Origin of the sequence: Prevotella multiformis (assembly GCF_018127985.1) — a bacterium.
Lineage (GTDB): Bacteria > Bacteroidota > Bacteroidia > Bacteroidales > Bacteroidaceae > Prevotella > Prevotella multiformis.
Genome location: NZ_CP072358.1, coordinates 288771 through 302229 on the forward strand (window position 1 = coordinate 288771; position 13459 = coordinate 302229).

12 protein-coding genes are annotated in these 13459 nt (G+C 50.2%); 8 read left to right on the forward strand and 4 right to left on the reverse strand.

The annotated features are described in order from the left end of the window. Positions 1-54: 54 nt before the first annotated feature. From J4864_RS07550 to rlmH, 3 genes are read left to right on the forward strand one after another with little or no spacing between them, the layout of a single operon-like run. A complete protein-coding gene (locus J4864_RS07550; RefSeq protein WP_007366308.1) occupies positions 55-573 on the forward strand; it encodes a KdsC family phosphatase in 519 nt (172 codons plus the stop codon). 14 nt (positions 574-587) lie between these two features. Then, positions 588-1193, forward strand: a complete 606-nt coding sequence (locus J4864_RS07555) for a Maf-like protein (protein ID WP_211815174.1) — start codon at positions 588-590, stop codon at positions 1191-1193. Then, positions 1153-1623 (forward strand): 23S rRNA (pseudouridine(1915)-N(3))-methyltransferase RlmH, encoded by a 471-nt coding sequence (gene rlmH, locus J4864_RS07560; RefSeq protein WP_211815175.1) that lies wholly within the window; start codon positions 1153-1155, stop codon positions 1621-1623. Before J4864_RS07555 ends, rlmH begins: the two co-directional genes overlap by 41 nt. A 710-nt stretch (positions 1624-2333) precedes the next feature. Here the strand turns inward: rlmH and J4864_RS07565 are convergent. Both J4864_RS07565 and J4864_RS07570 read right to left on the reverse strand, forming a co-directional pair. Further along, positions 2334-3992 carry a hemin receptor gene (locus tag J4864_RS07565; protein ID WP_211815176.1) on the reverse strand — a complete coding sequence of 553 codons (1659 nt, stop codon included), beginning with the start codon at positions 3990-3992 and terminating at the stop codon, positions 2334-2336. 41 nt (positions 3993-4033) lie between these two features. Next, on the reverse strand, positions 4034-5113 hold the full coding sequence (locus tag J4864_RS07570; protein WP_211815177.1) for a hypothetical protein: 1080 nt from the start codon (positions 5111-5113) through the stop codon (positions 4034-4036). 180 nt (positions 5114-5293) lie between these two features. Between J4864_RS07570 and prmA the strand changes: the two genes are divergently transcribed. Continuing rightward, positions 5294-6160, forward strand: a complete 867-nt coding sequence (gene prmA, locus J4864_RS07575) for a 50S ribosomal protein L11 methyltransferase (RefSeq protein ID WP_211815178.1) — start codon at positions 5294-5296, stop codon at positions 6158-6160. Here the strand turns inward: prmA and J4864_RS07580 are convergent. Both J4864_RS07580 and J4864_RS07585 read right to left on the reverse strand, forming a co-directional pair. Further along, the gene (locus J4864_RS07580) at positions 6069-6911 is read right to left on the reverse strand and encodes a glycoside hydrolase family 25 protein (RefSeq protein ID WP_370991931.1); all 843 of its coding nucleotides are present in this window, start codon (positions 6909-6911) and stop codon (positions 6069-6071) included. The two genes, prmA and J4864_RS07580, sit on opposite strands and share 92 nt — an antisense overlap. A gap of 468 nt (positions 6912-7379) precedes the next feature. Continuing rightward, positions 7380-9023 (reverse strand): diphosphate--fructose-6-phosphate 1-phosphotransferase, encoded by a 1644-nt coding sequence (locus J4864_RS07585; RefSeq protein WP_007366298.1) that lies wholly within the window; start codon positions 9021-9023, stop codon positions 7380-7382. Positions 9024-9294: 271 nt separating this feature from the next. On the opposite strand from J4864_RS07585, the gene J4864_RS07590 reads away from it, so the two are divergent. The 4 genes from J4864_RS07590 to J4864_RS07605 are packed head-to-tail and all read left to right on the forward strand — an operon-like array spanning position 9295 to position 13092. Further along, complete coding sequence (locus J4864_RS07590; RefSeq protein WP_211815179.1) at positions 9295-9567, forward strand: hypothetical protein; 273 nt, start codon at positions 9295-9297, stop codon at positions 9565-9567. Then, positions 9567-10130, forward strand: coding sequence for a 1-acyl-sn-glycerol-3-phosphate acyltransferase (locus J4864_RS07595; protein ID WP_211815180.1), 564 nt, complete (start codon positions 9567-9569; stop codon positions 10128-10130). The genes J4864_RS07590 and J4864_RS07595 overlap by 1 nt, the downstream gene beginning before the upstream one ends. Next, positions 10127-12721 carry a golvesin C-terminal-like domain-containing protein gene (locus J4864_RS07600; protein ID WP_211815181.1) on the forward strand — a complete coding sequence of 865 codons (2595 nt, stop codon included), beginning with the start codon at positions 10127-10129 and terminating at the stop codon, positions 12719-12721. Before J4864_RS07595 ends, J4864_RS07600 begins: the two co-directional genes overlap by 4 nt. 32 nt (positions 12722-12753) lie before the next feature. Beyond that, a complete protein-coding gene (locus J4864_RS07605; RefSeq protein ID WP_007366294.1) occupies positions 12754-13092 on the forward strand; it encodes a DUF8442 family protein in 339 nt (112 codons plus the stop codon). Positions 13093-13459: the final 367 nt, after the last annotated feature.

Genomic DNA, 13459 nt, shown 5'->3' on the forward strand with positions numbered 1-13459 from the left:
TACCAGATTCCGCCCCCTTCATAGAACCCCATTACATGAATATTGCATAATGATATGATAAACTACGATTTACAGAAAATCAAGGCAGTCGTCTTTGATGTGGACGGTGTGCTGTCAGCCTGTACCATTCAGATGGATGAAAAGGGCGAGCCGGTCCGCACAATCAACATCAAGGACGGTTATGCCATGCAGCTGGCTGTGAAGCATGGCATCCGACTGGCAATCATGACCGGCGGACATAACGAGAATGTCCGTTTCCGCTATGAGTATCTTGGAGTTAAGGATATTTACATCAACTGTTCCATGAAGATACGCACATGGGAGGAGTTTCTCTCCAGATATGACCTTCGTGAGGAGGAAATCATTTACGTCGGTGATGACATACCAGACTACGAGGTGATGAAACGTGCCGGCTGTCCCTGCTGCCCGAAAGACGCCTGTGCTGAAATCAAGGAAATCGCCGCTTATGTGAGTGATTATGCCGGTGGGCACGGCGTGGCACGTGACATTCTGGAGCAGGTGATGAAGGCGCAGGGAAAATGGGTGTTGAATGAAAAAGCCTTCGGCTGGTAAAGGAAAGGAAGCAGATGAAACACATTATCCTTGCCAGCAACTCCCCCCGCCGGCGCGAACTGCTGGCCGGTCTGGGTCTGGACTTTGAAGTACGTGTCCTGCCCGGTATTCCGGAAGAGTACCCGCAGGAGCTTCCCGCAAAAGAGGTGGCGGGCTTCATCGCCCGTGAGAAGGCTGACGCTTATAGAGGGACAATAGGACAGAACGACCTGGTTATCACGGCCGACACGGTTGTCGTTGTCGGCAACGAAATACTCGGCAAGCCCAAGGATGTGGAGGATGCCCGCCGTATGCTCCGTCTTATCAGCGGAAGAACACATCAGGTCGTGACAGGAGTCTGTCTGCTGACGGAAGAGAAGGAACGGAACTTCTCTGTAACGACAGACGTCTCTTTCAGGCAGCTGTCGGAAAAGGAGATCAACTATTATATCGAGAGGTACAAGCCGTTTGACAAGGCCGGATCGTATGGCATCCAGGAATGGATAGGGTATGTGGGCGTCACATCCATTAGCGGGAGCTATTTCAACGTCATGGGATTGCCGGTACAGAGAGTATGGGAAGAAATAAAGAAACTGGGGTATGAAGACGGTCCTTCTTCTTGTCGGAAAGACGCAGAATAAGATTTTCAGGTCGGGAATCGACGACTATGTAAGCCGTATCGGACATTACATGCCGTTCAACGTAACGACTGTTCCGGAACTGAAAAATACGAAAAGCCTTTCAGAAGACCAGCAGAAACAGAAAGAGGGCGAACTGATCCTGAAGGAGATACAGCCTTCTGATACCGTCGTGCTGCTGGATGAACATGGAAAGGAACTCCGTTCCGTAGATTTTGCAGGCTGGCTGCGACAGAAACAGCATACAGCCCGCCGGCTCGTATTTGTCATTGGAGGACCGTACGGCTTTTCACCAGACGTCTATGCACGTGCCGATGATTCTGTTTCATTATCCCGCATGACGTTTTCCCATCAGATGGTGCGCCTCATCTTTACTGAACAGCTTTACCGCGCCTGCACAATCATCAAGGGAGAACCTTATCATCACGAATGAACAGCCCTGTTGAACTGACGACAGCCCTGTACCGGCTGACAGAACATAAGCCTGGCGGACGAGAAGAAAGATGTCCGTCGGCCTTTGCCTGTGCACACATGACGGACAGACACTATACTTGTGACGACACGCCTGATTGTTCCCGGCGGCAGTCCCCGCTGTCATCGAACGATTGGGAACACTGTTCCCGGCCGTTGGGAACGGGAGTACCGGCCGCCGGGAATACAGTTCCCAACCGGTTGGGAATCGCATTCCCGGCTATATCCGGTAAGTCCGCATGGACAGTCAGCTCCAAGCAGGACTCCCTGAATGCAATGATGACAATCGAACTTATATAGGACTCTTTGAGTTTACATCCTATATAACTGACAAGAAATCATACCTTTCATTTACCGAGAAGACCATCATCCCTGGACTTGCGGAAAAAGGACGGACAACGTCTGCGTTCCCTCTTGCGGCACGATAAACAAATAATAGTGATTATGATAAATATATACTTTTATATGACCTCTGATTAAATCATAGAGGTCTGCGGAAAAGAAACAAAACACCATCCCTGCAGGCTATAAATAAAAAAGGTAAAAGAGCGTAGACCCTTTTACCTTTCTGCATGACTATGCTGACGCATGGTTTTTGAGAATATTCCCTTTCCGTTTTATCGGCTTAAGCCATTTTGCCAGAACCTGTTTCTATTAATTCCTGATATCACTTTAAAAGCGGTAACCCAATGTAAGGAGCAGCTGGCTCTTGTTGTTCTTGACCTTGGTTCCACTTGCAATATTCGAGACAATCTTGTTCGCCGTCTTTCCCGTAACAGGATCCGTTGTCGGTACAGAGACATTCCGCATGGTGGAGAACGGATAGAAATCTCCTTCCTGTGCACTGTATTGATAAGCCAGATCGATATTGAATTTCTGAATCTGGTAACCGATACCTAATGTGACACGGTTCGTTCCCTTCCAGTTCGTATAATCCGTCGTGGATGTATAGGAAGTACCCAGAGACGGAACCGTCGTACCTTTCTGTGCTTCAATTCCATACGCTGCACTGATGAAATTATAGCCTGCACGCAGGGCTAGATTCGTCACGGGTTTGTACTCGACACCTAACTTCAGCGTGCTGACACCTTTCAACGCTCCCTTCGTATGCGTGTTCATCTTCTTGTCGGGAGAAGAAGAGCTGTAATATTCATCATAATAATAATCGTAATATCCGCCGTCGTTGATGCGACTGTTGATATGACTATAATCCTCATACTCATAGCTTGCCCCGAGTGCCAGATAGTTTCCTACGGTATGCCCCAATGAGAAACCGAACTTCCAGGGAGTCCAGATCTTGTAATCATAGCTGTTCCCGATGCTTCCCTGGGTATAGGTCCCGCCGGCACCTGGCTTCAGAGAATAATTGATTGAAGTGCTGTTCTCAGTCGTCAGGTCGTACCAGGTCGGGGTCTTGACATAAGCACCGATCCGGAAAGGAGACTCGGCAACAGGACGGACGATAACTCCGGCTGTAACATCAAATCCTGTTCCGGTGATCTTCTGGTCATTGGTATAGCGTACTCCCCCCAGGTCACCTGTCCACATCTCGGTATACTCGCTGTATGCCTTGTAGTGGACGTCTTTCAAGCCGAACGTCAGACCCAAGTACACCCGATCGTTCAGATTCCCGCTGACACTGAAGTCATAATTTGATATATAACCTGTCTGTTTGCGGTTGAAATCATAGGACTGTCCGTCGTACGCATAGGCTCTGCCGCCCTGGTTGACATCGGGGATGAGCGTATTCCAATAAAGGTAATCGGCCTGGCTCCACGTGTAGGCGGTCTCGTTGCTTGTGCCGTTCACATAACCGATATTCTCATTGTTTCCCTTGGGATTCGGACGTACATTGAATCCGCCGGCACCTTCCTCTCCAAGTGCTCCTTTCAGATAGGACTGCTTGTTCTGTGAACTGCCGTCCAGCAATCCCGACGCATTCAGGATATGATCGAAATTCTTTCCCTTATGGTAGTTAAAGCCGAAGTTCAGGAACGACTTCAGTCCTGTACGGGTTGTGTACACGCCGCCTATCTGGTCAAAACTTGGATTGGTCTTGTTACCATTGGCAAATTCCTTTCCGCCAGCCTGCATAAGAAGTCCTCCACTGATGCTGACGCTGCTATGCCGGAACAGGCCGAGACCGGCCGGGTTCGTACCGATGGTCGAGATGTCCGCACCCAACGCTTCCATTGCACCGCCCATGCCAACATAGCGTGCAGTACCGTTCAGGTCTTCTCCTGTCAGTTTCGCATTCTCGTAAGTCTCCTGTGCATTCGCCGTCAAGGCTGCAAGCAAGGACACTGCAAAGAAAACATATTTCCTTCTCATAATGTATATGATTCAATTTTGTTATACGTGTTCCATACTGATTATCTGTGACCGCCGAAGCTGCCGCCACCGCTGCGTGAGCCGCCGAAACTGCCGCCTCCGGCACGTGAACCGCCGAAGCTGCCGCCACCGAAAGTGCTTCTTGTCGCTCCGCCGAATGAGCTGTTGGAGGGAGCCGAGTAGCTGCTGTTGGGCGTGGAGTAAGAACGTGTGCCTTGATTTCCGTACGTCTGACGCGATCCTCCGAACTGACCGACATTGCTTCTGTCCGGAACGGAACTGCCATTGAACCGGCCGCCCTGTCCAGGGCTCATTGTGCCGGTCTGTCCCCGGTAGCCCGAGAAGTTCCCATAAGCGCCTCCCCTTTCAACACTGCCGCGATATACATTTCCGCTGTTGCGACCCCAGTGGTTGGCCGTTCCTGTATGCCCGTTGTAGGTATAGTAACCGCCTCTTCTGTATCCATAATACGGATAGCCCCAGCCGTAGTAGCCCCGCCAGGGACCATACCATCCATAACCTGCATAGCCGTAATAGTAAGGATAGCCGCGGTAATAAGGATAACCGCCGTAGTAACCATAATAAGGATAGCCGCCGTAGTAACCATAATAAGGATAACCGCCGTAGTAACCATAATACCAAGGATCATCCCATGGGTCGTACCAGCCACCATAATAGGGTGAATGCCATCCCCACCCTATGTAGACGGATGGACGTCCCGCGAACCAAGGGTCGTAATAGCCGCCCCAGAACCCATCAAAACGGCTCATCCTCCTGCTGTAGACGAAATCGTCGTCCCCACGCTGGTAGCTGCGCGTGAAGCCGCCATAGACCGTGTCCAGCACCACCGAATCTCCATGCAGCGTGGATATGCGTGACATGAAGATGTCATTGCCCAAAGAATCTACACCGATCTTCTTATAGCTGTACTGCCCGCGACGATTGTATTCATCGCTGGATTTCCCGATACCGCTATAATAGACAGGGCGATCTTCCTCCGTTCTTTTCTGTTGGTAAGCAGACTGCTCCGCTTTTGACGGGGTAAAATAAAGGTCATCCTGTGCCATCGACAGCAATGGCATAGCACCAAGTAAAACCGAAAGTAATACTGCTCTTTTCATATACCCTTTGTTGTTAAGTTCATAATTATTTATTCTTCTATCTCTTTCAGGAACCGTATGTCTACAATTCTGATAATGCAAAAATAAGACATCTTTCATTGCAAATATACGGATTTTCCCTAATCCATGATAGGTTTTTCCCTATTTTTTATAATTTTGCAGTAGAAATTTAACACCAAGATGAAATATATACAAGCAAAGTTCACGGCAGAACCTGACTCACAGGATGTAAGGGACATAATAGCGGCTCTCGCAGGTGAAGTCGGTTTTGAATCCTTCTCGGACGAACCGGAGGGACTTGTGGGATATTGTCAGGAAAATCTTTTCGATGCCGATGCTCTGGGGTATGCCATGAAAAGCCTGCCCATGCCGGGCGTGGACGTGTCGTTCACGGTGAGCAAGGTGGAGGACCGGAACTGGAATGAAAAATGGGAGAAAAGCGGCTTCTCCCCTATTCTCATAGACGACAGGTGTGCCATCGTCTGCAAGGACATGGAAAAAGCGGAGGCCTGTCAGCCGGCTCTGAAGGCGATCCCGATGAAGATCGTCATTGATGCGCAGCAGGCTTTCGGCACAGGCACACATGAAACGACCTACATGATCGTCTCCCTGCTGTTGAATATGGATCTGAAAGGGAAAAGGGTGCTCGACTGCGGATGCGGTACGGGCATTCTGAGCATAGTGGCGGCAAAATGCGGTGCGAAAGAAGCCGTCTGCTATGACATAGATGAATGGAGCGTTCGGAATGCCCAGCATAATGCCGAACTGAATGGAGTGGAGATAGACGTGCTTGAAGGTGACAAGAGCGTACTGTCGCATATAAGCGGCGTTTTCGACATAATCATGGCAAACATCAACCGCAACATCATCCTTGAAGACCTGGAGGCTTTTGCCAGTGTCACCACGACGGACTCGAAGATCATTCTCAGTGGATTCTACGGGCAGGATGCAGACCCTATTCTTCAGAAGGCAGCAGAGCTGGGTCTGAAAGAGAGGCGGCGTCTGTCGAATCACGACTGGTGCTGCCTGCTTCTTGAGCGGGCTTAGCTTCAGGAACAAGCAGCTGCTGCAAATCGTAGAAACTGCCATTGTAGATGTCCAAGTCTACGTATCCGCTGATTCCCGGCAGCTTTCCGGCATCGGTATGCTGCCAGAACTTCCATTTCCCTTTATACTCCATCTGATCCACGTAGTAGTGGGCGATCCAATAGGGGTAATCGTCGAAACGGGAATCAGACAGATAGAGATCCTTGAACTTATAATAAGTATAGATGATGGGTTTCACATGATATCTGTCCTCCACAATATGCAGCCATGTAAGGACATTCTGCTGGAATTCCTCCGTGCTGATGTTCTTGGGTTTGTGTTCTACATCGAGGACGGGAGGCAGGTCACCCGGCTGCAAGTGGATCATGGCAAGGAAGAAGTAGGCCTGCCGGCGTGCCGGCGAATTGTTGCTCCAGAAGTGATAGACACCTCTTATGAAGCCTGCCTCCTTTGCATTATAGAAATTCTCTCTGAATCTTGCATCAAGATGGCTGTCCCCTTCTGTCGACTTTATGATGATGAAACGGATAGGGGAACGATCGATCATGGCATTCCTGAGCCGGTTCCAGTTGACCGCCCCCTGATAACGGCTGATGTCAATTCCATGGATTGTATACCCCGAGGGGTAGTCCGGATCACCGTAAATCGCCCGCCATCTGAATCCTGTCGGGGCAACGAAGAAGCAATAAAAAAGGAAACTGTAGATTGCCGCAAGACATATCCCTCCCGCCCACTTCATCCAGTCCGGCATGTGCTGCCAGACCTTTCGCGCTGAATGGGACATCTTGGAGACAAACATCTTTCGCCTTGTTGTTAATTTGAAGTTTCAGGATCTTTATATGTGATTATCAAAAAGAATCTTTCTGTTTTCACGCCTTGAAATCACTCTTCTCTGATACGAAGAAGGAGACCGGTCTCCGGGACGGGACAGAACAGAAAAACTCTCGCTGCCTTGACCATGAGCAGGCGGGAAGTCTGTCTATGACCCGGTCTGGCGTTGCAAGTGGCATCGACATATATCGCAGGTACAGTGAACAAGCTTCTTTTCGCACGTCTTTCATAATCAGCAGCTTTTCTATGTGGGAACAATGATATTCGGAATTGTCTGGCATTTGACATCTGTCACACGGAGGACAGCCCCGGGGACGAATGTCTCATGAATCAAAAAAAAGAAACAGAGGGAGGCACTCCCCCTCCATTCCTTCTTATTGCTGCTCGGCTATTTAGCCTGCTCCAGTTCAAGTGTCTTGGTGGTCTGGTCGCATACGGAAGACGGCCCCCAGTACTGAATCGGACCCGGATAGATGTAGCAGGTCTCCCTGGCCCATCTGTCTCGCTGAGCGGCGAACTCCTTGAACGGAGCGCCGTCCAGCTCGACGAGCGCCTTGCGGATAACCGGCTTCATCTCGCCATTACGTCTTTCCATGTTCATCATCATTGTAATAGGCACACCTCCGGCCTTCCACTGGTCGGCAACGGCAGTCGTATTCTTGACGATTGCCATATAACCGGTTTTTCCATTGGCAATCAGCTGGGCAGCCGACGAACCGAGCGCATAGCAGTAATCTGCATCAAAGTTGGAAGGAGCTGCACAACGGCCTTCATAGCCGAGGAAGTGGTGCTGGGCGGCAAACTTGCCGGTGAACTTGCCCTCCTGTTCCCACTTGCCGAGCTTGGCTGCGACCATGTCTGAAATAAGTTTCTCGGTCTCAATAAGCGAAACCTGAACGTTTCCATGCGGGTCACGGTCAAGGGAAAGCTGCCGTGCGACACCTTCGGGAAGCGTCTCGAAGGTCGCTCTGTTCTCTGCCGACAGATGTGCCAGGATATACTTACGCTGTGCCTCCTCATCAAGGTGCATATAGTCAGCACCGTGAGCTGCCAGCAGGTCGTTCAGTTCCTGGATCAGCCGGCCGATGGCTGGAATGAACTCGATCAGTCCCTCCGGAATCAGCACTACACCGAAGTTGTTACCCTGTGCGGCACGATGGGCAACGACTGTGGCGATATTCTCGATAATGTCATTCAGTGTCAGGTCTTTCGCCTGGATTTCCTCGGAAATCAAGCAGATGTTCGGCTGTGTCTGCAGGGCGCACTCCAGTGCGATGTGCGAAGCGGAGCGCCCCATCAGTTTGATGAAATGCCAGTATTTGCGTGCAGAATTGCAGTCACGCTCAATATTGCCAATCAATTCTGAATAGGTCTTGGTAGCGGTGTCGAAGCCGAAGGATGTCTCGATCTGGTCGTTTTTCAAGTCGCCGTCAATCGTCTTCGGGCAGCCGATGACCTGTACTCCATACTGCTTGGCTGCATAATATTCGGCCAATACGCAGGCGTTGGTATTGGAGTCGTCACCACCGATGATGACAATGGCTTTGATGTCCAGCTTGCGGATGATTTCCAGTCCCTTCTCAAACTGGTCTTCCTTCTCCAGCTTGGTTCTGCCGGAACCGATCATGTCGAATCCGCCCGTATTGCGATAAGCCTGGAGAAATTCCGCTGTAATCTCCATGTAGTTGTGGTCAACGAGACCGCCAGGCCCCATGAGGAAACCATAAAGACGGTTTTCCGGATTCAGTTTCTTGATTTCGTCAAAGAGTCCGGAGATGACGTTATGACCGCCGGGCGCCTGTCCGCCGGAGAGGATTACACCCACATTCATCTTGGCATTGTTGGCTGTCTCGGCCGGTTCAAACTCAACGAGAGGCATCCCGTAAGTGTTAGGGAATAACTTCTTGATTTCCTCCTGATTGTCAACACTCTGGGTAGGAGTGCCTTCTTTTACCTTCACTGCACCCTGAAGAGCCTTTGGCAGCTTGGGCTGATAGCCTGCTCTTTCCTTTTGTAATGCACTAATTTCCATGTGTTTACTTTAATTGAATTAAATATGATAATTACCTAATGATGTCAACGCTGTCCTGTAAAGAATGCAGACGGAATGTAAGGAAAGCCATATCCGCTGGTTTGCCGAACACGGCTTACTCTTTGCAAAAGTACTTTTTTTATCCGACAATGGAAAGGAAAAGAAGCTAAATTAGAAATTTAACTCTATTTTTATATAAGAACGGCAGACGTTTCCGATTTTTTGTTTATCTTTGAACGATAAATATTCAACAAAGCTATTTAGGATCAATATGAGCAACAAAAGAGACTTAAAACGGATCATCAGCAGTATTTGTGGTGACCTTTTCACGGAGGGCATCGCAGCATCTCTCTATGGTGAAAACCGTAACAAAGAAAATGCAGAAGCAATCCTCACTTCCATCCTTATCATGCACAACAACTACATCAGACGGGTCTCTCATGTGGAACCGGGAATGGCAGCCCACGCCTACTTCAAAGACTTAAAGGATAAGTTTAGCAAAGAAGTGAATGAGATTATCGACCAACTCAATAATCTGGCATAATGTTTCAGATGTTATCAAAGTGGATTCTCTATCATCTTATGGGGTGGAAGAAAGATGTCAGGTTTGCCTTGCCGGACAAGGCGATCATCTGTCTTGCCCCTCATACGAGCAACTGGGATTTCCTGATTGGACAGCTTTATGCACGTGCAGAGCGGCAGAAAAGCAATTTTCTGATGAAGCGGGAATGGTTCTTCTGGCCGTTCGGAACCGTTTTCCGCAAATTGGGAGGGATTCCCGTCTGGCGCGACAGACATTCGAGCATGACCGACAGACTGGCTGACTATGCCATAAAGGCAGACAAATTCCAGCTCTGTATCACTCCGGAAGGTACACGGAGCCTGAATCCTGACTGGAAAAAGGGATTTTATTACATAGCACTGAAAGCCCGGTTGCCTATCTTTCTCTATGCCGTTGATTACAGCAGGAAGCTGATCCAGTGTACAAAGATCATAACACCATCTGGTGACGTAGAACATGACATGAGGGAAATCAAGCTTTACTTCAAGGACTTTAAAGGTAAACATCCTGAATTATTTACCATAGGAGACATCAAGGAACAATGAAAAAGAAAGTGCTGTGTGCCGCATTGGCCGTCTTGTCGTTTCCAAGCATCTATGCGCAGACAGGCAAGTCTACATGGGGAAAAACGAATTACGAGGACGCTCCATGGGTGAAGAATGTGTCTCGCCCGAACGAAATCACGGAGGGCCTCCAGAACCGGCATCTTTCCCTCTGGTCGTCGCATGGCAGATACTATGATGCCAGAAAAGGCGGATGGAGATGGCAACGTCCTATTCTGTTCGGTACGGCGGAGGATCTCTACACACAGACGATCGTCCTCCCCTACCTCATCCCAATGCTCGAGCATGCCGGAGCCGTCGTCTATACCCCGCGCGAAAGAGACTGGCAGAAGAATGAGGTCATCGTCGATAATGACAGTCGCAGCGGCAGCTACAAAGAAGAGAGCCTGAAGAAGAAATGGGCGGACACCTCCTTTCCGGGCTTTGCACAGCATTATGGCAGCTATAATGATGGCGAGAATCCTTTTACTGCCGGTACTGCCAGAAAGGTCAAGACAAGAAAGCGCAACAGCAAAATCAGTTCCGCCGTCTACCAGCCTACGATCCCGGAGAGCGGACGATATGCAGTATATGTCAGTTACCAGACGCAGAAGAAGAGCGTGGATGATGCGGAATATATCGTGTTCCACAAAGGACAGGAAACCCACTTCCGCGTAAACCAGCGCATGGGAGGCGGAACCTGGGTCTACCTCGGGACATTCGACTTTGACAAGGGCAACAGCATCAACAATGCCGTCGTACTGACCAACCACAGTTCGCACAGAGGAATCGTCACGACGGACGCCGTACGCTTTGGAGGCGGCATGGGAAATATTGTCCGAGGCGGATCGGTGAGCGGACTGCCTCGTTTTCTCGAGGGGGCACGATACGCTGTGCAATGGGCAGGCGCACCGTGGAGCGTCGTCAGCAAAAGCAACGGATCGAACGACTATAACGACGATATCAATTCCCGCTCTCTGATGACCAACTGGCTGGCGGGAGGCTCCTGCTATCTCCCTGACAAAAAAGACGGGAAAAAAGTGCCTATTGAACTTGCCCTGGCCATCCACAGCGATGCCGGCGTGAAGACGGACGGAAGTTTCATCGGTACTTTGGGAATCTGTACTACACAACAGGGTAACAGCACTTTGGCTGATGGTCTCTCACGTAAGGCTTCAAGAGTATTCGCTGAGCAGTTGGTTGCAAATGCCAAGAAGGACATAGACCGGACTTTCTCTGTCAACTGGACGACACGTTCTGTATGGGACCGCAATTACAGCGAGACCCGCATACCGGAAGTCCCGTCGGCGATCATAGAGACCCTCTCCCACCAGAACTTCCCGGATATCAGACTGGGACAGGATCCTAACTTCAAGTTCGTACTGGCCCGTTCTATCTATAAGACGATCCTGAAGTATGAGGCAAGTATGCATGGCAAACGATATACTGTCCAGCCGCTTGCACCCTACAACTTCAAGATGGACTTTATATCCCCCCGGAAGATCCGGCTGCAATGGAAAGCCACACCTGACACGGGAGAGCCGACCGCAATGCCTACATCATACAATGTCTATGCAGCAGTGGGGGGAGAGGGATTTGACAATGGGGTGAATGTCCGGAATCCCTATTACGAAACGGAGCTGCAGCCGGGGCTCGTCTACCACTTCAAAGTGACGGCCTGCAACAGCGGCGGAGAGAGCTTTCCTACCGAAACCCTCTCTGCCTTACGCCATGACGGGGCAAGCAAGACCATCCTTATCGTCAATGCCTTCCACCGCCTGTCGTCACCGTCCGTCATCAACACGGACACGGAGCAGGGCTTCGACCTTGAAGCCGACCCGGGTTTGAGCTACGGGCCGGTAGCCGGCTGGGCCGGTCGGCAAGCCAACTTCAACAAGTCCCAGATGGGCAAGGAAGGACCTGACGCACTGGGATTCGGTGGAGAGGAACTTATTGGAAAGGTGATTGCAGGCAACGACTGCAACTATGTAAAAGAGCATGCGGAAGCCCTGCGCCATGCCGGGAAATACAACATCATCAGCTGCGACAGCAAGGCGGTGGAATACGGAGAAGTCGATCTGTCCAGATACGTGCTGGTAGACTTACTTCTCGGCAACGAAAAAGATGACGGGCACAGCCTGTATTACTATAAGACATTCAGCCCCGCCCTCCGCCAGCAGATAACAAAATACCTGAATGGCCACGGAAAGCTGCTCGTCAGCGGTTCTTACCTCGCTTCGGATATGCAGGGCAGTGACGAACAGGCATGGCTGAAAAACAATCTTCGGATCCTATATGACGGTTCCAATGCCGACAATTACAATCCTACCGTCAGCGGAATGGGGATGTCGTTCGATGTGTACCGTACCATCAATGAGCAGCATTATGGTGCTTACACCCCCGACAACATCCTGCCTGCGGATGGAGCCTTCAGCGTGCTGACCTATGCGGACGGACACACCTCCGCCATAGCTTACAAGGGGACAGACAACTGCGTATTTGCGCTGTCCTTCCCCTTTGAATGTATCAAAGATGCCCCTACACGCAACCGCATGATGAGAGGAATCATCCACTATATGATGAGTGAACAATAATCAAAACGGAATAATCTAAAAGCGTAAAGACTATGTACAAAATTCAAGCAAACGCCTCAGGGACAAGAAACATCGAGGTGAGTGACAGACATCTTCGGACAATCCGGAAGTATTCGCTTCTCTCCGGGCTTGTTGATTCCAATGGAATTGTTGATGAAAACATCCTCGACAAGCTGAAGTTCAACATACGCGGTCTCCTTGAGTCTGAGCCGGGAAAAGACAAGGAGCTGCTGGACCTGTGCCTGGATGTCATCTATAACCAGAACATGAAAGCCATTGGATTGGGAAATCTCGTCACACTTTACAAACAATGGAGCGCCGACCATCAGGATGCCGATGACCCAGAGGAGGGCAGTCCCATGGCAGAATAGTCTGGAGAAGTCTTGGGACAGGTTCCGGACATTCATCTTGGCATGACAGACCTTTCAGACAGGCGGATGGTAACAGAGAAAGACAAACGGATGTGAAGGCTGACAGGATTCATCGACCGGCATGCCGGCGTAGATTCTTCTGAAAAATTCCTTTAAGAATATCCAACCACATGGGAACGCAGCTTCCGGGCGTTGGGAATACGATTCCCAGCCGTTGGGAATCCTATTCCCACATGGTCGGGAACAGGGTTCCCGCATAGCCGGGAATGTCCTGCCCGACTTCCGACCGTAGTCCGGGGGCAATGACAGGCCGCAGCTCCCTTGATGTGAAGGGTACGGGAAAGAAAACCCTGCAAGCCTGCCGTCT

What these genes read in the sequence shown, in the direction of transcription:
- J4864_RS07605 (WP_007366294.1), top strand. Translation starts at nt 12,754, where the DNA reads ATGTACAAAATTCAAGCAAACGCCTCAGGGACAAGAAACATCGAGGTG.
- J4864_RS07555 (WP_211815174.1), top strand. Translation starts at nt 588, where the DNA reads ATGAAACACATTATCCTTGCCAGCAACTCCCCCCGCCGGCGCGAACTG.
- prmA (WP_211815178.1), top strand. Translation starts at nt 5,294, where the DNA reads ATGAAATATATACAAGCAAAGTTCACGGCAGAACCTGACTCACAGGAT.
- rlmH (WP_211815175.1), top strand. Translation starts at nt 1,153, where the DNA reads ATGAAGACGGTCCTTCTTCTTGTCGGAAAGACGCAGAATAAGATTTTC.
- J4864_RS07595 (WP_211815180.1), top strand. Translation starts at nt 9,567, where the DNA reads ATGTTTCAGATGTTATCAAAGTGGATTCTCTATCATCTTATGGGGTGG.
- J4864_RS07570 (WP_211815177.1), bottom strand. Translation starts at nt 5,113, where the DNA reads ATGAAAAGAGCAGTATTACTTTCGGTTTTACTTGGTGCTATGCCATTG.
- J4864_RS07550 (WP_007366308.1), top strand. Translation starts at nt 55, where the DNA reads ATGATAAACTACGATTTACAGAAAATCAAGGCAGTCGTCTTTGATGTG.
- J4864_RS07600 (WP_211815181.1), top strand. Translation starts at nt 10,127, where the DNA reads ATGAAAAAGAAAGTGCTGTGTGCCGCATTGGCCGTCTTGTCGTTTCCA.
- J4864_RS07585 (WP_007366298.1), bottom strand. Translation starts at nt 9,023, where the DNA reads ATGGAAATTAGTGCATTACAAAAGGAAAGAGCAGGCTATCAGCCCAAG.
- J4864_RS07590 (WP_211815179.1), top strand. Translation starts at nt 9,295, where the DNA reads ATGAGCAACAAAAGAGACTTAAAACGGATCATCAGCAGTATTTGTGGT.
- J4864_RS07565 (WP_211815176.1), bottom strand. Translation starts at nt 3,992, where the DNA reads ATGAGAAGGAAATATGTTTTCTTTGCAGTGTCCTTGCTTGCAGCCTTG.
- J4864_RS07580 (WP_370991931.1), bottom strand. Translation starts at nt 6,911, where the DNA reads ATGCCGGACTGGATGAAGTGGGCGGGAGGGATATGTCTTGCGGCAATC.